Annotated in this window: 19 protein-coding genes and 1 pseudogene; 13 read left to right on the plus strand and 7 right to left on the minus strand. The window is 69.6% G+C overall.

Annotated elements, in window-relative coordinates; translation table 11 throughout:
* The 3 genes from F9C11_RS12680 to F9C11_RS12690 are packed head-to-tail and all read left to right on the plus strand — an operon-like array spanning nt 1 to nt 6,184.
* Complete coding sequence (locus F9C11_RS12680; protein WP_409185059.1) at nt 1–1,911, plus strand: dipeptide/oligopeptide/nickel ABC transporter permease/ATP-binding protein; 1,911 nt, start codon at nt 1–3, stop codon at nt 1,909–1,911.
* Complete coding sequence (locus F9C11_RS12685; RefSeq protein WP_409185060.1) at nt 1,908–2,879, plus strand: ABC transporter ATP-binding protein; 972 nt, start codon at nt 1,908–1,910, stop codon at nt 2,877–2,879. The genes F9C11_RS12680 and F9C11_RS12685 overlap by 4 nt, the downstream gene beginning before the upstream one ends.
* Nucleotides 2,876–6,184: a serine hydrolase gene (locus F9C11_RS12690; RefSeq protein ID WP_409185061.1), complete on the plus strand. Its 3,309-nt coding sequence runs from the start codon at nt 2,876–2,878 to the stop codon at nt 6,182–6,184. The genes F9C11_RS12685 and F9C11_RS12690 overlap by 4 nt, the downstream gene beginning before the upstream one ends.
* A 42-nt stretch (nt 6,185–6,226) precedes the next feature.
* Here F9C11_RS12690 and F9C11_RS12695 read toward each other — a convergent pair whose 3' ends face one another.
* The 3 genes from F9C11_RS12695 to F9C11_RS12705 all read right to left on the minus strand — a co-directional run bounded on the left by F9C11_RS12695 (nt 6,227) and on the right by F9C11_RS12705 (nt 8,327).
* The gene (locus F9C11_RS12695; RefSeq protein ID WP_409185062.1) at nt 6,227–6,427 is read right to left on the minus strand and encodes a hypothetical protein; all 201 of its coding nucleotides are present in this window, start codon (nt 6,425–6,427) and stop codon (nt 6,227–6,229) included.
* Nucleotides 6,428–6,498: 71 nt separating this feature from the next.
* Complete coding sequence (locus F9C11_RS12700; RefSeq protein WP_409185063.1) at nt 6,499–7,140, minus strand: response regulator; 642 nt, start codon at nt 7,138–7,140, stop codon at nt 6,499–6,501.
* Nucleotides 7,128–8,327, minus strand: a complete 1,200-nt coding sequence (locus F9C11_RS12705) for a sensor histidine kinase (RefSeq protein WP_409185064.1) — start codon at nt 8,325–8,327, stop codon at nt 7,128–7,130. Before F9C11_RS12705 ends, F9C11_RS12700 begins: the two co-directional genes overlap by 13 nt.
* A gap of 149 nt (nt 8,328–8,476) precedes the next feature.
* On the opposite strand from F9C11_RS12705, the gene F9C11_RS12710 reads away from it, so the two are divergent.
* The 3 genes from F9C11_RS12710 (at nt 8,477) to F9C11_RS12720 (ending at nt 13,080) form a co-directional block, all read left to right on the plus strand.
* Nucleotides 8,477–9,217: an ABC transporter ATP-binding protein gene (locus F9C11_RS12710; RefSeq protein ID WP_409185065.1), complete on the plus strand. Its 741-nt coding sequence runs from the start codon at nt 8,477–8,479 to the stop codon at nt 9,215–9,217.
* Between the two features lie 5 nt (nt 9,218–9,222).
* Complete coding sequence (locus F9C11_RS12715) at nt 9,223–11,793, plus strand: FtsX-like permease family protein (protein ID WP_409186889.1); 2,571 nt, start codon at nt 9,223–9,225, stop codon at nt 11,791–11,793.
* Nucleotides 11,794–12,216: 423 nt separating this feature from the next.
* Complete coding sequence (locus tag F9C11_RS12720; RefSeq protein ID WP_409185066.1) at nt 12,217–13,080, plus strand: S1 family peptidase; 864 nt, start codon at nt 12,217–12,219, stop codon at nt 13,078–13,080.
* A gap of 4 nt (nt 13,081–13,084) precedes the next feature.
* Here F9C11_RS12720 and F9C11_RS12725 read toward each other — a convergent pair whose 3' ends face one another.
* Nucleotides 13,085–13,825, minus strand: coding sequence for an IclR family transcriptional regulator (locus F9C11_RS12725; protein ID WP_409185067.1), 741 nt, complete (start codon nt 13,823–13,825; stop codon nt 13,085–13,087).
* Between the two features lie 120 nt (nt 13,826–13,945).
* On the opposite strand from F9C11_RS12725, the gene F9C11_RS12730 reads away from it, so the two are divergent.
* The 3 genes from F9C11_RS12730 (at nt 13,946) to F9C11_RS12740 (ending at nt 17,842) form a co-directional block, all read left to right on the plus strand.
* Entirely contained in the window at nt 13,946–15,223 is a 1,278-nt protein-coding gene (locus F9C11_RS12730) for an MFS transporter (RefSeq protein WP_409185068.1), read from the plus strand.
* Nucleotides 15,220–16,113: a 2-hydroxyacid dehydrogenase gene (locus F9C11_RS12735; RefSeq protein ID WP_409185069.1), complete on the plus strand. Its 894-nt coding sequence runs from the start codon at nt 15,220–15,222 to the stop codon at nt 16,111–16,113. Before F9C11_RS12730 ends, F9C11_RS12735 begins: the two co-directional genes overlap by 4 nt.
* A gap of 559 nt (nt 16,114–16,672) precedes the next feature.
* A complete protein-coding gene (locus F9C11_RS12740; RefSeq protein WP_409185070.1) occupies nt 16,673–17,842 on the plus strand; it encodes a thioester domain-containing protein in 1,170 nt (389 codons plus the stop codon).
* 289 nt (nt 17,843–18,131) lie between these two features.
* Here the strand turns inward: F9C11_RS12740 and F9C11_RS12745 are convergent, their stop codons facing one another.
* The 3 genes and pseudogenes from F9C11_RS12745 to F9C11_RS12755 all read right to left on the minus strand — a co-directional run bounded on the left by F9C11_RS12745 (nt 18,132) and on the right by F9C11_RS12755 (nt 20,061).
* Nucleotides 18,132–18,815: an LCP family protein gene (locus tag F9C11_RS12745; protein ID WP_409186890.1), complete on the minus strand. Its 684-nt coding sequence runs from the start codon at nt 18,813–18,815 to the stop codon at nt 18,132–18,134.
* A 45-nt stretch (nt 18,816–18,860) separates the two neighbouring features.
* Nucleotides 18,861–19,591: pseudogene (locus tag F9C11_RS12750) on the minus strand (LCP family protein); the annotation flags it as partial.
* 293 nt (nt 19,592–19,884) lie between these two features.
* Complete coding sequence (locus F9C11_RS12755) at nt 19,885–20,061, minus strand: hypothetical protein (RefSeq protein ID WP_409185071.1); 177 nt, start codon at nt 20,059–20,061, stop codon at nt 19,885–19,887.
* Between the two features lie 55 nt (nt 20,062–20,116).
* On the opposite strand from F9C11_RS12755, the gene F9C11_RS12760 reads away from it, so the two are divergent.
* From F9C11_RS12760 to F9C11_RS12775, 4 genes are all read left to right on the plus strand, one after another.
* Nucleotides 20,117–20,854, plus strand: a complete 738-nt coding sequence (locus tag F9C11_RS12760) for an SDR family oxidoreductase (RefSeq protein ID WP_409185072.1) — start codon at nt 20,117–20,119, stop codon at nt 20,852–20,854.
* 138 nt (nt 20,855–20,992) lie between these two features.
* Nucleotides 20,993–22,024 carry a Dyp-type peroxidase gene (locus F9C11_RS12765; protein ID WP_409185073.1) on the plus strand — a complete coding sequence of 344 codons (1,032 nt, stop codon included), beginning with the start codon at nt 20,993–20,995 and terminating at the stop codon, nt 22,022–22,024.
* Nucleotides 22,021–22,818, plus strand: coding sequence for a family 1 encapsulin nanocompartment shell protein (locus F9C11_RS12770; protein WP_409185074.1), 798 nt, complete (start codon nt 22,021–22,023; stop codon nt 22,816–22,818). Before F9C11_RS12765 ends, F9C11_RS12770 begins: the two co-directional genes overlap by 4 nt.
* Before the next feature lie 84 nt (nt 22,819–22,902).
* A complete protein-coding gene (locus F9C11_RS12775) occupies nt 22,903–23,430 on the plus strand; it encodes a M15 family metallopeptidase (protein WP_409185075.1) in 528 nt (175 codons plus the stop codon).
* Nucleotides 23,431–23,445 lie beyond the last annotated feature (15 nt).

A 23,445-nucleotide genomic window follows, 5' to 3' on the forward strand; every position in this document is an offset into this window, starting at 1 on the left:
ATGGCGAAACGGCGCGGACAACAGTGGCTGGCCGCCGTGCGCACCCCGCTCGGCGCGTTCTCCGCCGCACTGCTCGTGCTGGTGGTCGCGGTCGCGGTGCTGGGCCCGATCCTGTGGCAGGACGCGGCTTCGGCGGTCGACACGAACGCGATCAGCCAGGGCCCGTCGGGCGAGCATCTGGTCGGCACCGACGAACTCGGCCGCGACATTTTCTACCGCGTGCTCGTGGCGACGCGGCTTTCGGTGGTGCTGGCGCTGATCGCCGCGGCGCTCGGCGTCGCGACCGGACTGGTGGTCGGCATGCTGCCCGCGGTGCTGCCGCGTCCGCTCGGCAGGCTGCTGACGGCGGCGATCAACATCGCGGTCGCGTTCCCCGGCCTGCTGCTGGTGCTGTTCTTCGCGGTGATTTTCGGCGTGGGCACCCAAGGCGCGGTGATGGCGATCGGGTTCGCGCTGGCTCCGCAGTTCGCCCGGCTGACGCAGACGCTGTCGGCTTCGGTGGCCGGGCGCGATTTCGTGTCCGCCGCCCGGGTCGCCGGGGCGGGCCGGATCCGGTTGCTGTTCCGGCACATCCTGCCGAACATCGGGGAGCCGCTGGCGGTCAACGCCACCATCGGCGCCGGCGGCGCGCTGCTGGCGTTCTCCGGGTTGTCGTTCCTCGGGATCGGCGTGCAGGCCCCGGAATACGACTGGGGCCGGCTGCTCAACGAGGGCCTCAACGGCATTTACGTCAACCCGGCGGCGGCGCTCGCGCCCGGGGTCGCGGTGGTCGTCGCGGGGCTCGCGTTCAACCTGTTCGGCGAGACGGTCGCCGGGGTGATCGGCGTGCGGACCCGGTTGCCGCGGCTGGCTCCCCGGGTGCGCCGGAAGTCCACAGTGGACTCGGCGACGGCGGACGACGCCGTGCTGGTGGTCGAAAACCTGGAAGTCGCGTTCCCGCGGCCGACCGGCTGGACGGTTCCGGTGCGCGGCGTGAGCTTCACCGTGCGGGCGGGCGAGGCGATCGGGGTCGTCGGCGAATCCGGTTCGGGCAAGAGCTTGACCGGACTCGCGGTGTCGCGGCTGATCGAAGCACCGGGTTCGGTGACCGCGGACCGGCTGGACTTCGCCGGGACCCCGGTGCTCACCACCCCGGAACGCGAATTGCGGACGCTGCTCGGGACGTCGCTGGCGATGGTGTTCCAGGACCCGATGACGTCGTTCAACCCGACCCGGCGGATCGGCCGTCAGCTCGCCGAGGTTTCCGAACAGCACCACGGACTTTCCCGGGGCAAGGCGTTCGAGCGGGCGGTCGACCGATTGCGCGCGGTCCGGATTCCGGCCGCGGAACGGCGAGCCAAGCAGTACCCGCACGAGTTTTCCGGGGGCATGCGGCAGCGCGCGATGATCGGCATGGGCCTGATGGGCGACCCGCGGCTGATCATCGCCGACGAACCGACGACCGCGCTGGACGTGACCGTGCAACGGCAGCTGCTGCGGTTGCTGGCCCAGACCCGCGCCGATCGGGACACCGCGATCATCCTGATCAGCCACGACATCGCGGTCGTTTCCCAGACGTGCGAACGGATTCTGGTGATGTACGCCGGACGGATCGTGGAGGATTTGCCCGCCGTCGGGCCGGACCTCGCGCCGCGGCATCCGTACACGCGGGCGCTGCTGGCCACGACGCTCGACCTGGAAACGGATCCGGACGCGCCGCTCGCGGTGATCCCGGGCCGTCCGCCGGAACCGGACCAGATGCCGTCCGGCTGCGCGTTCGCGAGCCGGTGCCCGGCGGCGACCGATCGGTGCCGCGAGGAGGACCCGGAACTGACCGTGCTCGCGCCGGAACACCGGGTGGCGTGCTGGCATCCGGCTGCGGCACTGTCGGAAGCAACGGTCGCCACCGCCACCTCTGGAGGCTCGAAATGAGCGAACTGGTTTTCGACTCGGTCAGCGTCCGGTACGGCGGACGGCGCGGGCTCACCGCGGTGGACGGCGTTTCGCTGACCGTGCCAGCGGGCCAGGTCGTCGGTCTCGTCGGCGAATCGGGTTCCGGCAAATCGACGCTCGCCAGGGCGGCCGTCGGATTGTCCCCGGTAAGCGCGGGACGGGTGCTGCTCGGCGGCGTGGACGTGCGGAAACTGCCGCGCCGGCGTCCGCTGCAGATGGTGTTCCAGGATCCGTATTCCTCGCTCAACCCGCGGATGACCATCGGCGAGTCGATCGCCGAAGCCATGCCGCGCGGGACGGACCGCTCGGCCGAGGTCGCCCGGCTGCTGGAGCTGGTCAATCTCGATCCGGAACGGGCCGCGCACCTGCCCGGGCAGCTGTCCGGCGGGCAGCGGCAACGCGTCGCGCTCGCCCGGGCGCTCGCCGGCCGGCCGCAGGCGCTGATCGCCGACGAGATCACCTCCGCGCTCGACGTTTCGGTGCAGGGCGCGGTGCTCAACCTCGTGCGCTCGGTGCAGCGGCGGCTCGGCCTGTCGATGCTGTTCATCTCGCACAACCTCGCCGTGATCCGGTATCTCAGCGATTTCGTCGCGGTGATGTACCTCGGCCGGATCGTCGAGGCCGGACCGGCGCGGCAGGTGCTCACCGATCCGCAGCATCCCTACACCCGCGACCTGCTCGACGCCGCTCCCTCGGCGCACAAGCCGCTGTTCGACCTCGAACCCGGTGCGACCGCGGACGCGGAACCGCCGGATCCGCACCATCCGCCTGCCGGATGCCGGTACCACCCGCGCTGCCCGGTCGGCCCGCTCGTGCGGAGCGACCGCGAGATCTGCCTCCGGGCCGATCCGGCCGAGGACTCCGCGCCCCGGCGGCACGCCGCAGCTTGCCACTTCAGTGAATCCGAGGGCCACGAGCCCGCGATCTCCCAAGGAGCCAGCGTATGACCCGCCGTCTCGGCATTGATGACCTGTACGACCTCGCCGCGCCCAGTCAGCCCGCGCTTTCGCCGGACGGCAGCCGGATCGTCTACGTGGTCCGGACCGCGGACCGGGAGGAGGACCGGAACGTCGACGCGCTGTGGACGGTCGGCACCTCCTCCGGCGAGGCCCGCCAGCTCACCCGCGGCAACGCGGACGCGGCGCCGAAGTGGTCTCCGGACGGCTCCCGGCTCGCGTTCCTGCGCGCCCAGGACGGTCCGCCGCAGGTGTGGGTGCTTCCGGCGGACGGCGGCGAGGCCGAGCAGCTGACCAAGCTTCCGCTCGGCGCGGGCGCACCGGTGTGGAGCCCGGACGGCAGCAAGATCGCCTTCTCCGCGGCGGTCGACCTCGCCGCGGTGATCGAAGCGCCGCCGGAAAACACGCCGATCGTCGCCGACCGGCTGGACTACAAGTCCGACGGCCCCGGCCTGCTGAAAACTCTGCGCAGCCACGTGCACGTCCTCGACGTCGCGACCGGCGAGGTCCAGCAGCGCACCTTCGGCGACTGGCACGCGGGCCAGCCCGCCTGGTCGCCCGACGGCACGCACGTGGCGTTCACCGCGGCCCTGGACGACGACGCCGACCTCACCCTGCGGTCCGCCGCCTACGTCCTCGACGTCACCGAGCGGAACGCCGAGCCACGGCTGGTCGGCACCGACGAGGGCATGGCGGGCACGGCCGACTGGACCAAGGACGGCAAGGCGCTGCTGGTGGTCGGCCGCACCGACACCGCCACTGGGCATCTCGGCCTGCTGCGCGTTCCGCTGGACGGCGGCGAGACGGTCAACCTCGCGGCCGGCCTCGACCGCAACGTGATGCCCGGTGGACCCGGTTACCCGGGCGCGCTGCCGCAGCTGACCGCGGCGGGCGACGTCGTGCTGTTCGCGATCCGCGACCGCGGCTGCACGCATCTGTACGAAGTGGACGTCGCCGGTGGCGAACCGCGTGCGCTGCTGACCGGCGACGGCAACGTAGTGTCCGGAATGGACTTGGTCGGCGATCGGGCCGCGATTGTGTTGGCCACTGCCGATTCCTTCGGCGAGGTCGCGGTTCTCGACCGCACCACGGGCAAAGTGGACGTGCGGACGAAGCACGGCGACGCAGTGTCCGAAGTGGAATTGTTCCCCCGTGAGTCGCGCGAATTCACCATCAGCGACGGCACTGTCGTGCAGGGCTGGCTCATCCGCGACACCGAACGCACCGGCGCGCAGCCGTTGCTGATCGACATCCACGGCGGTCCGCACAATGCCTGGAACGGTGCCGCGGACTCGATCCACCTGTACCACCAGACCCTCGCCGCACGCGGCTGGGCAGTGCTGCTGATCAACCCGCGCGCCAGCGACGGTTACGGCGAAGCCTTCTACACCGCGGCGATCGGCGCGTGGGGCCACGCGGACGCGCCGGACTTCCTCGAACCGATCGACCAGCTGATCGCCGAAGGGCTTGCCGACCCGGACCGGCTCGCCGTCACCGGGTACAGCTACGGCGGTTACATGACCTGCTACCTGACCAGCCGCGACGACCGCTTCGCCGCTGCCGTCGCCGGTGGGGTGGTCAGCGACCTGACCAGCCTGGCTGGCACGTCCGACGGCGGACATTTCATGGCGGTCAACGAATTCGCCGGGCTCTCGTCGGGCAAGTACGAGAAATCATCGCCGCACGCCCGGGTCGAAAACGTCCGCACTCCGACGTTGATCCTGCAGGGCGGCGAGGACGTCCGGTGCCCGGTCGGCCAGGCCGAGCAGTGGTTCACCGCGCTGCGCGAGCGCGATGTGCCGTCCCGGCTGGTGCTGTACCCGGGCGGCGCGCATCTGTTCATTTTGGACGGTCCGCCGTCGCACCGCGCCGACTACAACCGGCGCGTGGTCGACTGGATCGAGCAGTACGCCGGTTCGCGGGTGCCGATCGACGCCGCGCACTGGAGCCGACGGCTCACGGAACTGGCGCGCAAGTACGACGTTCCCGGTGCGTCGCTGGGAATTCTGCGCGTCGACACCGGCGAGGAGGTCTTCGCGACCCACGGCGTGCTGAGCAAGACGACCGAGGTCGAGGTCACCGAGGACTCGCTGTTCCAGATCGGCTCGATCTCCAAGGTGTGGACGTCGACGGTGGTGATGCAGCTCGTCGACGAGGGCCTGCTCGACCTCGACGCGCCGATCATCGAGGTGCTGCCCGAGCTGCGACTGTCCGATCCGGAGGTGACGAAGCGCGTCACCATGCGGCATCTGCTGACCCACACCAGCGGCATCGACGGCGACATCTTCACCGACACCGGCCGCGGCGACGATTGCGTCGAAAAGTTTGTCGACCTGTTGGACGAAGCCGCGCAGAACCACCCGCTCGGCGCGACTTTCTCCTACTGCAACTCAGGCTTCGTCCTGATGGGCCGGGTGATCGAAAAGCTCACCGGGAAAACCTGGGACGCGGCGATGCGGGACAAGCTGTACACCCCGCTCGGCCTCACGCACACGGTCACGCTGCCGGAGGAGGCGCTGCTGTTCCGCGCCGCCGTCGGACACGTCTCGCCGGACGACCAGGACCCGGCTCCGGCTCCGGTCTGGCAACTGCCTCGCTCCGCCGGGCCGGCCGGCCTGATCACCGCGCGCGCCGCGGACGTCCTCGCCTTCGCCCGCCTGCACCTCACCGGCGGCCTGACCGCGGACGGCACGCGGATCCTGTCGGCGGAATCGGCCGCGGCGATGGCGGAAAAGCAGGCAGACGTCCCGGACAAGCACACTCTCGGCGATTCGTGGGGCCTCGGCTGGATCCGCGACGACTGGAACGGCCGTCGCGTAATCGGCCACGACGGCAACACGATCGGCCAGTCGGCGTTCCTGCGGTTGCTGCCGGATGCGGGCCTCGCGGTCACGCTGCTGACGAACGGCGGCCACGCGAGCGACCTGTACGTCGAGCTGTACCGGGAAATCTTCGCCGAACTCGCCGACGTCGCCATGCCGCGTCCGCTCGAACCCCCGGCCACACCGGTCAAGGTGGACGCGACCCGGCACATCGGGGTTTACGAGCGAGCCGGCGCGCGCCTCGAGGTGACGGAGCGCGAGGGCGGGCTGCACCTGGCGTACTCCGTGACCGGCCCGCTGGCGGAACTGATGCCGGAGCAAACACAGGAATTCGACCTGGAGGCGGTTTCGGACACGCTGTTCGTGCTCCGCATGCCGGGCGGGCAGTTCTGGACGCCAGTGCTGTTCTACACCCTGCCGACGGGTGAGCCGTATATGCACTTCGGCGCACGGGCGACGCCCAAGGTGTCCTGAGACCGGGGGCTGGGCATTCGCTGCCCAGCCCCTCCAGCCGGGTCAATCCTTGCGGCGGGCCAGAAACCGCACGATCAGCAGCACCAGGCAGACGACCGCCACCCCACCGCCGAGATACCGGTAACTGTCTTCCAGCCCAGCGAACTGGCCGATCGAATTGACTGCGGAACCGGCGAGAAAAGCCAGCCACAGCAAGGCCGTCACAACAGGGCTGCCAGCGGTGCGGCTCGGGGAAGTCTCCATGCCAGGAACACTATGGCGCGGCGAGGGCGGCAACCACGCTGTAGACCCCCGGCTTCGAGGTAGTGCCTGCGCTACCTCTTCCCGTTCAAATAAGCCAGCACCGCCAGCACGCGCCGGTGCCCGCTGTCCTCCGGCAGTCCCAGCTTCGCGAAAATGTTGCGGATGTGCTTGAGCACCGTCCCGTCGCTCACCACGAGCAGTTCCGCGATCGTGGCGTTGTTGTACCCCTCGGCCATCAACCCGAGCACCTCGCGTTCGCGCGCGGTGAGCGCGTCGAGCGGGTCGCGGCGGTGGGCCAGCAGCTGGGTCACCACCTCCGGGTCCATCGCCGTGCCGCCTTCCACGACGCGGTGCAGCGAATCGAGGAACTTGGCGACCTTGCCGACGCGTTCCTTGAGCAGGTACCCGACCGCGCCCTTGCCGTCCGCGAGCAGCTCGGCCGCGTAACCGGTTTCCACGTGCGCGGACAGCACCAGCACCGGCAGCCCGGGATGCAGCTGCCGCGCCTGGACAGCCGCGCGCAGGCCCTCGTCGGTGTGCGTCGGAGGCAGGCGGACGTCGGTGATCACCGCGTCCGGCCGGTCCTCGCGGACGAACGCGAGGAATTCGGCGGTGTTGTCGAAAGCCGCGGCGACCTCGATGCCCGAGGTGTCCAGCAGCAGCACCAACCCTTCGCGCAGCAGGGCGTCGTCCTCGACGATCACGACCCGCATGGCAACTCCACTTCCAGAACAGTCGGTCCGCCGGGCGGGCTCGTGAGCGTGACCGTCCCGTCGAAAGCTTCGGCGCGTTTCCGGATCCCGGCCAGTCCGCTGCCCTGGGATTCGTCCGCCCCGCCTCGGCCGTCGTCGCGGATGCGGATCCGCAGGGTGTCGACGGTGCCGTCGAGCGTAATCGACGCCTGCTCCGCGCCGGAATGTTTGGTCACGTTCGCCAGCGTTTCGGCGACGATGAAGTACACCGCCGCCTCGACCGCGGCCGGACGGCGCGCGGTGCTGCGAACGTCCACAGTGCACGGAACCGCGCAGCGGTCGGCGAGTGCGGTGATCGCGCCGTCGAGGCCGCGGTCGGTCAGCAGCGGCGGGTGGATGCTCCGCACGACGGTGCGCAATTCGGCGAGCGCTTCGGTCGCCGCGTCCTGCGCCTTGCCGAGCAATTCCCTTGCCTTGGCTGGATTTCCCTCGAAAAGCTGGTCGGCGATGCCGAGTTGCAGCACGACCGCGGACAGCCGCGCCTGGGTGCCGTCGTGCAGATCGCGTTCGAGCCGGCGGAGTTCGGCGCCGTGTGCCTCGAGCGCGGCGGCCCGGGTCGCGGTCAGTTCGACGACCCGGTCGGTCAGCGAAGCACCGGGCCGCGGGCCGAGAAGCGCCCGCGCCGCAAGGGCTTGCCAGCGAGACAGCGGCGAGGCCCAGAAGGTGAGCGCGATCATCACGATCCCGCTGAACACGCAGAGCGCGGCCATCGGCCACGAGTCCACTACGAACTCCAGCGAACTGGGGATTCCGCCGGGCACCAGCCACCAGAACAGACCGGTGAGGATCTGCCGCACCCCGCCGAGCGGCAGGCTGAACGCGAGCACCCCGACGATGAAACCGAACGCCGCGTGCAACGCGAGCCACCCGAGGTCGCGCAGGCTCGCCGGGTCGCGAATCGGCGAAACGTTGGCGTACGGCTCCGCGATCGGCTCGCCCAGCCTTCGCCCCGCTCGGCGACGTTCGAAGCGCAGCGGGTAGCGGAGCATTTTCAGCGCGACCGGCAGCGCTGGGATCCCGACGCCGATCAAGCACGTCACGAGCACGACGGCCATCGCGAAGAAAAGCAGCATGGCGAGGAACGCGGTCGCGGCTCCGACCAGCAAGTAGCGGAGTCCGGACCACCACGAGCGCAGCCAGCCTTTCACCCGCACAGTGTCCCATTAGGACCTCCCCACCAGGTGTGGTGGTGCCTGCGCTACCCCCAAGACTCCCGCGCTCGGGATCGTTTTCGCGCACCCGCGGACCTAGCTTCGTTACCGACAGAGAATCCGCTGGTCCAAGGAGCGACACGAAGATGAACACAGGCGGTACACACGCCCTGAGGCTGGAAGCGGTGCGCAAGATCTACGGCTCCGGCGACGGCGCGGTCACCGCGCTGGACGGCGTGTCGGTCGGGATCCAGCGGGGTTCGTTCACCGCGGTGATGGGGCCGTCCGGGTCCGGCAAGAGCACCTTCCTGCACTGCGCGGCCGGACTGGACCGGCCGAGTTCCGGCCGGGTGCTGCTCGGCGAAACCGAACTCGGCGGGCTGCGGGAGCGCGCGCTCACCGAACTGCGCCGGACCCGGATCGGGTTCATTTTCCAGGCCTACAACCTGCTGCCGTCGCTGAACGTGCTGCAGAACATCACCCTGCCGATGCGGCTGGCCGGCAAGAAGCCGGACGCGCACTGGCTGCGCGAGATCGTCGACGGCGTCGGCATCGCGAAGCGGCTGGAGCACCGCCCGGCGGAACTGTCCGGCGGGCAGCAGCAGCGCGTCGCGATCGCCCGCGCGCTGATCACCCGGCCCGAGGTCGTGCTCGCCGACGAACCGACCGGCGCGCTCGACACCCGCACCGCGCGTCAGGTGCTCGACCTGTTGCGCACCGTGGTCGACCAGATGGGCCAGACCGTGTTGATGGTCACCCACGACCCGGTCGCCGCGTCCGCCGCGCACGGAGTGCTGTTCCTCGCCGACGGCAAGCTCGCCGGCCACCTCCCGCAGCCGACCCCGGAACGGGTCGCGCAGCGGTTGACCCACCTCGGGGAGTGGTGACCGCCATGTGGTCGTTGGCTTGGCAGACGACAAAGGCCCGGCTGAGCGGGTTCGTCGGCGCGTTCGTCGCGATTCTCTGCGGCACCGCGCTCGTCGCGGGCTGTGGCATTTTGCTGGAATCCGGCCTTCGCGCCGGGGTCCCGACCCAGCGCTACGCCGAGGCGGCGGTGGTGGTCGGCGGGCCGCAGACCACGAAACCGCCGGGTGCGGATTTCGGCGAGTCCGAGCAGATCAGCGTACAGACCACGCTGCCGGAGACGGTGGTCAGCCGGATCGCCGCGGTGCCGGGCGTGCGCCAGGCGGTGCCGGAGCAGGATTTCCCGGCGAACGTCGTGACGTCCAGCGGTCAGGTGCTCACCGGGCCGAACGGAACCCAGTCGCGCGGACACAACTGGGAGTCGGCCGTGCTCGCCCCGTTCTCCTTGCGCGAAGGCCACGCGCCCGAGGCGGCGAACGAAGTCGTTCTGGACGCGGAACTGGCGGCCCGCGGCGGAGTTTCGGTCGGCGGCACAGTGCGGATCTCGACCCGCTCCACGCCGATGGAGTTCCTGGTCACGGGCATTGCCGCGGCGAAGGCCGGCAACGAGATGTCTCGGCAGTCAGCCTTGTTCTTCTCCGCGGCGCGCGCCGCTGATCTCGCCGGAAAGCCGGGGCAGGTCCACGCGGTCGGCGTGCTCGCCGCCCCTGGCGTGCCGACAGGCGAACTGGAAGACCGGATCAGCGCGGCCGTCCGCGGCGAACCGGTCACCGTGACGACCGGGATGGGCCGCAGCACGGTCGAATTCCTGGACGTGAGCCAAACGCGGATGCTGCTGTTCGCCCTCGCGGGTTCGTTCGGCGGGTTCGCGATCCTGGTCGCGGTCTTCGTCGTGTCGAGCACGCTGGCCTTGGTGATCAACCAGCGCCGGCGGGAATTCGCGCTGCTGCGGGCGATCGCGGCCACGCCGAAGCAGATCCGCAAGCTGATCAGCGCCGAAACCATGCTGGTCGCGGTCGTCGCCGGAGTGCTCGGCGCCGGACTGGGCGTGGCCGTCGGCTACGGATTGCGCAACGCGTTCGCCGGGATCGGCGTGATCCCGGCGGACTTCGGCCTCGCGATCGGCCCGCTCCCGCTCGTCGTCGCGTTCCTGCTCGGCTTGGGTGCGGCGCGCTTGGCGGCGTGGTCGGCGGCGCGGCGTCCTTCGTCGATCCGCCCGATCGAAGCGCTCGGCGAGGCGGCCGTCGAACGCCGCGAACTCGGCCGCATCCGGATTCTCGTCGGCTGGCTGCTGGTGGCGCTGGGCTTCGGCGGCGCGACCGTCCCGATGTACGTGACCGGCGACGGTGCGCTCGCCGCCTCCTCGATGTCCGCGCTGGTGGCCGTGATCGGGCTGTCGGTGCTCGGGCCGAAGGTGGTCGCCTTCATGACCCGGATCATCGGCCCGGTGTACTCCGGCCTCTCGCGGATCAGCGGCTACCTGGCCGCGGCGAACAACCAGGCCAACGCGCGGCGGCTCGCCTCGGCGGTGACCCCGGTGATGCTCGCGGTCGCGTTCGCGATCTCGATGTTCTACAGCCAGACGTCGTCCGCCGCGGCCAAACAGGAGCAGGCCGTCCGGTCGACCACCGCGGACCACGTCCTGACGAGCACCACCGGCGCGCTGTCCCCGGAAGTCGCCGCGGCGGCGCGGGCGATCCCCGGGGTCGCGGCGGCAACCTCGGTGATCCGCACCGACGTCGTCACCACGGTCCCGGAGCAGGAACGGCTGCGCGTGACGAAGTATCCGGCGCAGGGACTGGACGGCGACCAGGTGCGCGGCGTGCTCGACCTCGGCGTCGTGTCCGGGAATCTGGCCGACCTGCGCGGCGACACCGTCGCGATGAGCAAGGGCGAGGCCGACTGGTACGAAAAGAAAATCGGCGACGAGGTCGACTTCTGGTTCGCCGACGGCCGCCCCGCGAAGGTGAAACTGGTCGCGGTCTACACGCACAACCAGGCGTTCGGCGAATACGTGCTGCCCGCCGACCTCGCCCGCGCGCACACCGGCGACCGGATGGACCATTCCGTTCTGGTGCGCCAGGACCCGAACGCGGACCCGGCCGCGGTGACCGCCGCGTTGCGCACCCTGAGCGCTCGCTATCCCGGCCTCGCCGTGACGCCAAGCTCCTCGGTTTCCGCGGTGGAAAGCGCTTCCGGGCAACAGCAGTTCTACCTGAACCTCGTCGCGGTCGGCGTGATTCTCGGGTACGTGGTGATTTCGGTGGCCAACACGCTGGTGATGACCACCGCGCAACGCTCGCGGGAATTCGCCCTGCTGCGGCTGATCGGCACCACCCGAGGCCAGGTCGTGCGGATGATGCGGCTGGAAGCGCTGACGACCGCCGGGGTCGCGGCTTTGCTCGGCACGGTGGTGGCGGCGATTCCGTTGGTACTGCTCAACCTTGGCCTGCGCGACACTCCGCTGCCGTCCGGTACGCCCGCGGTGTTCGGCGGAATCGTCGCCGGAGCGTTCCTGCTGAGCCTGGTCTCGCTCGGCCTGTCCACTCGGGTCACCCTGCGCGCCCGGCCCATCGACGCCATCGGCCTGCGAGAGTAGGAAACCGAATGCGGACGGCCACCGCGCTGAACCGGCCCGATCGCCTGCACCGGCCGGACCTGCCGCCGCACGCCTAGCCATGCCAGAGGTCCGTGAGGGGTTCCCCTCACGGACCTCTGTGGCAGCGGGTGCCTGCGGCCCGTCTCGGGTCAGCTCGGGCACCAGGTGTCCCACTGAACGGGAGCAATTCCCACAATCCGGTCGCTGCCGCCGAACGGCCCAGCGTCCAGGCAAAACGTGCCCGAGCCGTGAGCATTCCGTGACCAACCCCGAACCCCGCGTATCGAGCAGGTCAGTTTCTACCCAGGTCACCGGATTAATCGGGCACTCTCACTCATTCGGGTTAACAAGTTCGCTATCTTGGACCCCGTGGTGCACGCAAAGTCACGTTCCGCTCAGCGGGCGAGCCTTCGGCTGGGTGCCGTGGCCGCGGCCACGATCCTCGGGGCCGGGCTCGCCGGGGCCTACGTCGGCCTGCACCGGACCGCCGAGGCGGACACCGCGAAGCCGGTCTCGAACGTCGCCGTCGCACGCAGCGCCGGCGGGAACGCGGGCAACGCCAGCAGTACGGTCAGCGGCAGCACTGGCGGCAAGGGCCAGTCCACCCCGCAGCCGCCCGCGCTGCCCGACCACCCGACCCCGTTCAGCGTCAAACTGTCCGCAAAGGACATTCCGGAGAAGGGCGGCGGCGTCCGCACCGGCGGGTGCAGCGGTTCGCTGATCGCCCCGCAGTGGGTCGTCACCGCGGGCCATTGCTTCCACGACCTCGACGGCACGCGCGTCAGCGGCAAACCCGACTACACCATGACCGCCGCGATCGGGAAGCTCACCGACTCCGATCCGCGCGGGCACCTGCTGACGATCGTGGACACGCGCCAGTCCGCGGTCAACGACCTCGCGCTCGCCAAACTGTCCGAGCCGGTCACCGACATCGAACCGCTCGCGCTGCCGGACGGGCCGCCGGATCCGGGGCAGCACACCACCTTCGTCGGCTGGGGTTCGCTGTCCTCGAAGGTCATCGTGCAGACCGACCACATCAAGCGCGGCGACTTCAAGGTCGACGAAGTGCGCAAGAACGAGATCACCCTGGAACCGCTGAAGAAGCGGACCGTCGAGAACAGCCCGTGCCCGGACGATTCGGGTTCACCGTTTTTCGTGCCGGTGAAGGGAAAGAACACGCTGATCGCGGTCGAGAACTTCGGCCCGGACTGTCCGCAGCCCGGCATCGAAACCGCGGCGCGCGTGGATCAGCTGGTCTCGTGGATCCGGGAACAGATCGGCGCGTAATCGCTCACCGGGGCAGCAACGCCGCCAATTCCCGTGCCGCGGCACGCAAAGCGGGCACGAACTCCTCCAGCTGGGCCACGGTCAGCCGATAAGCCGGCGCCGCGGTGGACAGCGCGGCGATCGCGGTCCCGTCCGGCGTCCGGATCGGAACGCCGACCGCGCGAATGCCTTCCTCGTGCTCCTCGTCGGCGATCGCGAAACCCCGTTCGCGCACCGCCGCGATTTCCGCCGCGAACGCCTCCCGCGAAGTGATCGTGCGCGGACCTAACGCAGGCAGCTCAAGGGAGGCGACCAGTTCCTCCCGATTCGGCGCGAACGCGACCAGGCATTTGCCCATCGACGTGCAATGCAGCGGTCCGCGCGCGCCCGGTTCACCGCGGATCTGCAGCCGCTGCGAGCCCTGCACCGAGTGCACGTAAACCTGGTTGTGCCCGTCCAGCACGGCCAGCAGCGTCGGCTCGCCGGTCTCCGCGGACAGCTTCTGCATCACCGGCAGCGCGACGCCGGCGAACCCGCGCGCCTGCGAAACCGACTGGCCCAGCTCGAACAACCGCAGTCCCAGCGAGTATCGCTTCGACACCGGGTCGTTGCGCGCGAATCCCTCGCTCTGCAAGGAACTCAGCAGCCGATGCGTCGTGCTCACCGGGTACCCGGCGGCCCGCGCCAGCTCGGACAACGGCACGCCCTCGGGGTAGCCGCCGAGCAGTGAGAGCACCCGCAAAGCCTTGCCGACCATGTCCGCCATCGGACCCCCTTGACGTCCCGCGCGCGGCGACGCACACTGCCTCTCACCGTATTGCGGAATAGCTTTCCATATGACGGAAAGCGCGTCAAGGACTTGGGTCAGCGGCGACAGGAGTACCGGATGAACACCGTCGAGCAGGCGGGCACGCTCGGGAGGCAGCGCTGGCTGCGGCTGATCCCGATCGTCTTCGTCACCTACAGCCTCGCCTACCTCGACCGGTCGAACTTCTCGATCGCGACCGCGGGCGGCATGGCCGAGGAACTGCACCTCACGAGCACGACGTCCGGCCTGATCGCCGCGTCGTTCTTCCTCGGCTACTTCCTGCTGCAGGTCCCCGGCGTGCTCTACGCCGACCGCCGCAGCGTGCGGAGCCTGATCTTCTGGTCGGTGCTCGCCTGGGGCGTCCTGGCGACCGCGCAGGGCCTGCTCAGTTCGGTGCCGGTGCTGATCGCGGTCCGGTTCCTGCTCGGCGCGGTAGAGGCGGCGGTGCTGCCCGCGCTCGTCGTCCTGCTCGCGCGGTGGTTCACGAAGGCGGAACGCGGCCGCGCCAACGCTTTCCTGATCCTGGGCAACCCGGTCACGGTGATGTGGCTGTCGGCGGCGTCCGGGTACCTGATCGAGGCGACGTCCTGGCGCGGCATGTTCATCATCGAGGGAGTTCCGGCGCTGATCTGGGCTTTCGTGTTCCGTGCGCAGGTCCGCGACCGGCCCGCCGACACGCCGTGGCTCGACCCGGCCGGCCGCGCCGCGGTCGAAAGCGCGATCGCCGCGGAACAAGCGCGGCTGCCGGCGCCAGCCGAGCGGCCGGTGCGGGAAGTGCTGCGGTCCAAGGCGGTTCTGCTGCTGGCGGCGCAGTATCTGTTGTGGAGCATCGGGGTTTACGGCTTCGTGTTCTGGCTGCCGTCGATCGTCAAGGCGGGTTCGTCGGCGGGGATCGGCGCGACCGGGCTGCTGTCGGCGATTCCGTACGCGTTCGCCGTGGTGGCGATGCTGCTCAACTCGCGCGGTTCGGACCGGTCCGGGGCGCGGCGGCGGTTCGTCTGGCCGTGGCTGCTGGTTGGCGCGGTAGCGTTCTACGGTTCGTATCTCATGGGCAAGCAGCAGTTTTGGTGGGCGTTCGTCCTGCTGGCGATCGCCGCGGTGGCGTTGTACGCGCCGTACGGCCCGTTCTTCGCGATGATTTCCGAGCTTCTGCCGCAGCGGACCGCCGCGGTCGCGGTGGCGGTGGTCAACGCCGCGGGCGCGCTCGGCGGGTTCCTCGGGACCTACCTGGTCGGCTGGCTCGAATCCGCCACCGGCAGCACGGCCGCCGCGTTCTTGATGCTGGCGGGGACAATGGCCGCGGCCGCGGTGCTGGTGCTCGCGGTTCCGGCGAAGACGAAGGAAAGGCGAGCATGACCGCGCGTGTACTCCTGCCCTGGTCCGACATTTCCGTTCCGGCCGAACTGAACGCGGTCGTCTGGGACGGCCGCGGCGCCCCGCCGGACGGCCTCGACGACGTCGAGTTCTACGTCCTGCCCTACGACCAGGGCCCGGCGGCGGCGAAGCTGATCCCGGAACTGCCGTCGCTGCGCGCGGTCCAGACGCTTTCCGCCGGTTACGACAACCTGCTGCCGCTCGTCCCGTCCGGGGTGCGGCTGGCGAACGGCCGGGGCCTGCACGACCTCAGCGTCGCCGAGCACGCGCTCGCGCTGATCCTTGCCGCGCAACGGTATTTCCCGCGCTGGTTCGCGCAGCAGCGGACCGGTTCGTGGGACCGGGAACACACGCGCTCGCTCGCCGACTGCCGCGTGCTGCTGGTCGGTTACGGCTCGATTGGCCGCGCCATCGAGCGGTACCTGGAGGCAGGCGAGGCCGAGGTGGTCCGGGTGGCCAGCACCGCCCGCACCGGCGTGCACGGCATCGCCGAACTGCCGGAGCTTCTGCCGACCGCGGACATCGTGGTGCTGGTCCTGCCGGACACCCCGCGGACGCGCGGCCTCCTCGGCGCCGCGGAACTGGCCCTGTTGCCGGACACCGCGTTGGTGGTGAACGTCGGCCGCGGCACCGCCGTGGACACCGCCGCGCTCACCGCCGAGGTCTCCGCCGGCCGCCTGCGCGCCGCGCTCGACGTCGTGGACCCGGAGCCGCTGCCCGCCGACCATCCTCTGTGGACCCTCGACGGCGCGATCATCACCCCGCACATCGCCGGCGGTTCGGACTCGTTCTACCCGCGCGCGAAGCGGCTGGCCGAACGCCAGCTCGCGCACTACGCGAAGGGCGAGCCGCTGGAGAACCTGGTCAACTGAGCACGGCCGCGAGGACGGGCTGGCCGGGCGTCCAGCGACGTCGTGCGTGCCGACGTTGCCGGGGAGATCGCCGTGCACCGCCTGCGCGGCCGGACGGCGCGCCTCGAGCAACGGGCGGAGAAGACCGCGCGGTCGCTGAGCCGTCGGGCGGCGATTCCTCCCCGGCGACCCGGTCTCCGACGGCCCAGGGATCGGCGCGGAAGTCCCCGGCGCACCAGGCCCCGCCTTCCGGCCTTCCCGCCGAACCGGGGGACCGGCACCGCCGAACGCGGCCAGCACGTCCGCCGGAGGTCGCCCGGCCACCGTTTCCTGCCCTTTCTCTGGGGTTTCCGCAGCTCTCTGCACAGACACCCAGAGCAACGCAAGGGGAGGAACGACTCCGACTGGAGGTAGTAAAGCGCAGTCGGGGGACCACCCACAGTGCGCATGTGAGCCCTGTGTATGCTTCGCCATCGCTTGACTGGGTGGATTCTTCACCCGAATTAGTGGCCGGCGTGGTCGGGGAGATGCGGTCTCACGCGGCCCGTCGATCGTGGTTCGGGACTTGATGGGAGAAAGCATGCACGGCAGGTCAATTCTGATCCGGGGAGGGGCCGCGGCGGCGTCCGCGGCAGCGGCGCTCATGATTGCCGCGCCGGTCGCCCTCGCGGACGACAACGCCCCCTCGGCGCGCAGCGGCGCGGCCTCGGGCGAGCTGGTTTACGGCGGCTCGTCGGGCTTCGACGTCAACATCGCGGGCAAGGGCAAAGTCCAGACGACGCTGTTCAACTTCAAGCTGTCTGACGGTGCGATCTCGAAGATGTACTGCGTGCAGATCGAGGTCGGCGCGCGCTTCGGCGAGACGATGGTCGAGCACGCGTGGAACGACTACCCCGACGCGAAGTCGCCGTTCCGCAAGAACAACAAGAACATCAACTGGGTGCTGCACCACAGCTACCCGTCCGTGGACGTCGCGTCCATCGAGAAGACGCTGACCGGCAAGGGCGCCAAGCTCCACGACGGTCTGTCCGCGAAGGAAGCGCTGACCGCGACCCAGGCCGCGGTGTGGCACTACAGCGACGGCAAGGACCTCGACGAGAAGAACGCGCTGGCCAACGGTTCCGAGGACGAGGCGGCCGACGTCGTCGCGTTGTACGACTACCTGACCGGCGACGCGAACACCGGCGTCGAGGAGAAGAAGCCGACGCTGAGCATCACTCCGGCGAAGGCGTCCGGCGAAGCGGGCACGAAGATCGGCCCGTTCACCATCGCCACCACCGGCAGCGTCACCGACTTCACGAGCAAGCTCCCCGAGGGCGTGAAGGTCGTCGGCGAGAACGGCGAAGAGCTCAAGTCGTCGGCGATCAAGAACGGCACGAAGCTGTTCCTGGACGTCCCGAAGGACGCGAAGCCCGGCACGGCCGAACTCGCGGTGAAGGCCGCGGGCGACGTCAACACCGGCCGCCTGTTCGTGGCCAAGAACTACGCGGACAAGCCGGCGCAGTCGCTGATCGTGGCACAGTCGCAGAAGAGCACCGTCCAGGCGGCCGCGACCGGCACCTGGACCGAAACGGGCCCGGTCACCACCGCCCCCGCGACGACGGCCCCCGCGGCAGGCAACAACTCGGGCCAGACCCCGCTGGCGAACACCGGCGTGAACGCCGCCCTGCCCATCGGCATCGGCGCGGCCCTGGTAGTCGCAGGCGGCGCGATGATGCTGGTGGTCCGCCGCCGCCGGAGCAACGCCTGATTTACCGCGCGTAACCCTCTTTAGCAGCGGGCCGGTCCGACAGGACCGGCCCGCTTTTGCTTCCCCCAGTTCCGTGCGGGGACCCACTCGCCAAGCCGCACCAGCGCACCCAACAATCGGTGCACCCACCCCACCCCCGCACCCCGATACGAAGCCTCCCTGCGGTCTGAGGGTGCTTGTCAACGCACGCTTTCCCGCCTTGACAAGCACCCTCAGACCGTCAGCACAATCAAGCTTCGGGGTGCCCCACCGCACCACTCATTCCCCGCGAGGTGCGAAGCACGAGCAGTCAGTTCACGCAAGTAACCCCATCAGCAGTAATCTCCGCCGCCGGGGCCTCCGCGACCACGGGAGCGGAAGCCGGATGCACCCCAGAATCATCCGAATACTTCTGCCCCAGATAAACCCGGAAATGATCCTTCTCCAGGGAACTGTCGGAAGCCACCGCAACCCCGCCAAGCTTCTCGGCAATCCCCTCAGCCTGAGTGCGCTGACCCCGCCCGTAATAAACGGTGGAAGTCCGCCGAGTAGCACTGTTGGTCACCGACCCCCGCTGATACCCGGCAGCGGCAAGCTTGTCCGCCACCCGATTGGCCAGCCCGTCGACCCCGGACGAATTCCGCACATCCACCACATAGGACGCCAGCGCCGGATCCCCGGCAGCGGAAGAAGGCGGCGGCGCGGAAGCCGACGACGACGGAGCAGACCCCCCGGTCACCTCCCGGACAAACCGTTGCACCTGCTGCGGATCGACCTGCACCGCGTCCCCGTCATTGGGCGTCTTCAACGTAATGCTGACCACCGGCACGGTAACGAAGTTGATGCTCCCCGCGCTCATCCCGTGCAACTGCTGAGCGAACGCCAGCAAATCCCAGTTGGTGTCAACAACGACAGCCTTCTTGACGGCCCCGATCAACGCGTCCAACTTGCCGGGATCGGTAAGCGTCCCAGCGGAAAGAATCGTCTTGGCCATACTGGCCATGAAAACCTGCTGCCGCTTGATCCGATCGAGGTCCCCGTTGGGCAACCCATGCCGCTGCCGCACGAACTGCAACGCCTGCGCCCCGGCGACGTTCTGCGGCCAGCGGCGAAATTAGCCCCAGAGTAAGAATCCCGAACCGGAGCCTTCAAGCACACCGGCACCCCGCCGACCGCCTGGCTGACGTAATAAAACCCAGCCAGATTGACCGCCGCGTAATGCGTGATCTTCAACCCGGTCAACTGCTGCACAGTCTCGATCGCGGTCTTGGCCCCAGCCTGAGCCGAATCCGTCTCAAGCTGAGCCCCGGACTCACCCTGAGCCTTCAACTCGTTCTTCCGCGCGGTCTGCCCGTACGTATAAGCCGAGTTGATCTTGTGCTTCCCGAACTTCCCGGCAAGCTGGACATACGAGTCGCGCGGGATCGAGATGGCCGTGGCGTTCCCGCCGCCCGCCGGGATGTGCACGACGATCATCGTGTCGGTCGTGTCGCCGCCGTCCTCCGCGCCGCCCGCGTGCAGCTGGTCGAGCACGTCCTCGGGGAGCGGGTTGCCCTCCGCGTCGGTGCGCGTGTCGAGGCCGACCATCAGGATGTTCTGCTCGTCCATCGGCGAGTTCGAGCCGGAGCCGATCACATCGGACCTGGTCAGGCCGTCGGTGATCTGGTTCAGCTTCGACCACGCGAACGCGGTGCCGCCGAGGACCAGCAGCGAAACAACGGCCAGGAGCACCTGGGCGACACGCAGCGCACTGGAGGTCTTGCGACGCATCGGGGTTCCTCTTCCTGCCACATCCGGTGGTCGAAAGACCCACGGTAGCGGGCGTCTCACCTGGACGGGTTACCCGCTTCCCCCAAATTGCGGAGAAGGTGCCCGGAATGTCGGACCGAGGGTGCATCTCCGCAGGCAGTCCGGTCAGCGCTCGGGGCAGTCCCGGTGCCGGGCCGCGAGCAGGCAAGGAGCGTGCTGAGCGGTCTCGAGGCCGGAATGCAGCTCGGTCGCCGCGTCAAACGTGCTGGTCGCGGACCACGCACACGCACCGAGCACGGCCACCGCTGCCAGGGTCAGCCGCCGTTCTGGCGCAGCAGGTCGCGCAGCACGGCTTCGTCCGATTCGGACAGGTTCGACCCGAATCTCGCCAGCACGCTCGGGCGGTCCGCCTCGGCGTCGAGCACCTTGCCCGTCGCGGTCGGTGCCGCGGTCGGGCTGCTCGGGCTCGCAGTCCGTGAACCGCTCGCCAAGGTTTTTCTTGCCGCGCAGGGCTTCGCCGAGGAAACGGGCCACTAGAATGACGTCGTGCAGAGCGAAGCGGGCGTCGCGTTGGTCACGGGTAGTTCGCGCGGAATCGGCAGGGCGATCGCGGAACGGCTGGGTGCGGACGGGCTCTCCGTCGCGGTCAACTACCGCTCCGATAGGGACTCGGCCGAGTCCGTCGTCGCCAAGATCCGGGCGGACGGCGGGCAGGCGGTCGCCCTGCGCGCGGACGTCACCGACGACGCCGAACTGCGTGGCCTTTTCGACCGCACGGAACAGGAATTCGGCGGTCTCGACGTGGTCGTCGCCAACGTGGGGATCGCCCGGTTCGTGCCGCTCGCCGAGGCCTCCGACGACGTCTTCGACCTGATCTTCAGCACCAACTTGCGGCCGACCTTCGTCGCCTTGCGCGAGGCGGCCCGGCGAGTGCGCGACGGCGGCCGGATCGTCGTGGTGTCGAGCGGCGTGGTCCCGACGGCCCGGCCCGGCACCGGGCTCTACGGTGCGGCGAAGGCGGCCGGCGACCAGCTCGTGCGGGTGCTGGCGAAGGAACTCGGCCCGCGCGGCGTGACGGTGAACAGCGTGCTCCCGGGCGCGGTCCGCACCGAGGCGCTCCTCGCCGACGGGCCGCCGGGCGTCGTCGAGTACAGCGCGAAACAGACCCCGCTCGGCCGGATCGCCGAACCCGGCGACATCGCGGACATCGTCGGCTTCCTGGCGTCGGATCAGGCGCGCTGGGTCACCGGGCAGACGGTGCACGCCGGCGGCGGCCAGTTCTGACGCCTCTTGCCAGGGCGGACAAGCTCGCTTGCGCCGCGCCACCCGGTCGCCGCTGCGGAGTGGCGATGCCGGGTGCGGGCCGCGGTCCGCGGTTAGGATGCGCTCGGACGGTCACCGGGCGAGAAGGGGTGCGCGAGCGTGCAAGCGGGGGACCTTGAACCGCCTGAGCCGCAGGCCGTTTCCGCGCCGTTGACCAAGGCGGCGATCTTCCTGATGGTCCACGTCGACGCCGGGGCCGAGCAGACCGCGAAAGACCTCCTCGCCGACCTGGCCGGGCTGCAGCGCGCGGTCGGTTTCCGCGACGCTGGGGCCGGGCTGACGTGCGTCGCCGGGATCTCGTCGGCGGCGTGGGACCGGATTTACGGCGGCCCGCGGCCCGCGGAACTGCACGAGCTGCCGGTTTTCGCGGGCGAGAAGCACACGAGCGTCGTCACCGTCGACGCCGACCTGCTGTTCCACCTCCGCGCCGACCGGCTCGACCTGTGCTTCGAGCTGGAATCGTTGATCATGGACCGGCTGCGCGGTTCGGTGCGGGTGCTCGACGAGGTGCAGGGCTTCCGGTACTTCGACGCGCGCGACGTGCTCGGCTTCGTCGACGGCACGGAGAATCCGACCGGGAACGGCGTCGAGCAGGCCGTGCTGGTGGACGACGACGAACCGTTCAACCGCGGCAGTTACGTGGTCGTGCAGAAGTATTTGCACGACATGCGGGCCTGGAACGCGCTCACCATCGAACAGCAGGAGCTGGTGATCGGACGGCGCAAACTGTCCGATGTGGAGCTGTCCGACGAGGACAAGCCCGCGAATTCGCACATCGCGCTCAACGTGATCACCGACGACGAGGGCAACGAACTCGACATCCTGCGCGACAACATGCCGTTCGGCCGTCCCGGACACGACGAGTTCGGCACGTACTTCATCGGCTACACCAAATCTCCGGCGGTGATCGAGAAAATGCTGGAGAACATGTTCGTCGGGGCGCCGCCGGGGAACTACGACCGGATTCTCGACTTCTCCACGCCCCGCACCGGCGCGCTGTTCTACGTGCCGACCGCGGACTTCCTCGAAGATCCGCCGGAAGCCCCGCCCGAGCCGGAACCGCCGGCTGCCGCGACGCCCGCCGGGACGTCGCTGGGCATCGGAAGCCTGCGAAGGAGCACTCGGTCATGAACAACTTGCATCGCGAACTCGCCCCGATCTCCGCTGCCGCGTGGGCGGACCTGGAGGAGGAGGCGAAGCGCACGTTCTCCGAGTTCGCCGCGGCGCGCCGGGTGGTGGACGTCGTCGTCACCGGCGACCCGGCGCTCGCCGCGGTCGGCACCGGACGCCGCGAACGCGTCGGCGGCAAGTTCGACGGCGTCGCGACGAGCCTGCGCACGGCGCAGCGGATCGTCGAGCTGCGGGTGCCGTTCACGGTGTCGCGCGAGGAAGTCGATTCGGTCGAGTGGGGCGCGAAAGACGCGGACTGGCAGCCGGTGAAGGACGCCGCGCAGCAGATCGCGTACGCCGAGGACCGGATCGTGCTCGACGGTTTCGCCGAGGCAGGCATTACCGGCATCCGCCCGGCTTCTTCGCTGTCGCCGATCGCGCTGCCGCCGGAGGCTCCGGGTTACCCGAAGGCGATTGGCGACGCGATCGCCGAACTGCGTGACGCGGGCGTGGCCGGGCCGTACACGGTGTTGCTCAGCGACGACGAGTTCACCGCCGCGTACGAGGCGGCCAACCACGGTTATCCGGTGCTGGAACACCTGAAGCAGATCGTGGACGGCGAACTCATCCGCACGCCCGCGATCAGCGGCGCCTGTGTGCTGTCGACGCGCGGCGGCGACTACGAGCTCCACTTCGGACAGGATCTGTCCATTGGCTACTCCAGCCACGATGCGTCCACTGTGGAGCTGTACTTCTACGAGACGCTGACCTTCCTGGTCAACACCGCCGAAGCGGGGATCGGGCTGACCGCCTGAGGCGTTACCTGATCATGCGGTCTTGTTACGCAGCGCGGACATTCGCCGGACCTTCCGGGGATACCCGCTCGCGATAGTTGCGGCGTGCTGCGGAACAAGATCCTGCTCGTGCTGCCCGCGTTCCTCGTCGCCGCGTGCTCCGGCCTCCCGGTTCTCGACGGCGATCCCGACCACGACCCGGCTCAGGGCGGGGCTCCGGAAGGCGTCACGCTCACGCCGTTCGACACGAACTACCCGGCGGTCGGGAATCTCGACCCGGCGTTGCGGAAAGCGTTGCAGGAGGCGGCAACCGACGCGCGACAGCGCAAAGTGGACATTCGCATCGCGTCGGGCTGGCGGACGAAGGAGTACCAGCAGAAGCTGCTCGACGGCGGCATCGCCAAGTACGGCAGCCTGGAAGAGGCGCGGAAGTTCGTGAACACGCCGGAAAAGTCGACGCACGTGTCCGGCAAAGCCGTCGACGTCGCGCCCACCCGGGCCGCCGACTGGCTCATTCAGCACGGGAAGAAATACGGCCTGTGCCAGGTGTACGCGAACGAGATGTGGCACTTCGAACTGCTGACCACCCCGGGCGGAACGTGCCCGCCTGCCCGCACGGACGCCGCCGGTTAGCGTCCGCGCGGGCAG

The sequence above is a fragment of the Amycolatopsis sp. VS8301801F10 genome, assembly GCF_046195355.1.
In the GTDB taxonomy this organism is placed as follows: domain Bacteria; phylum Actinomycetota; class Actinomycetes; order Mycobacteriales; family Pseudonocardiaceae; genus Amycolatopsis.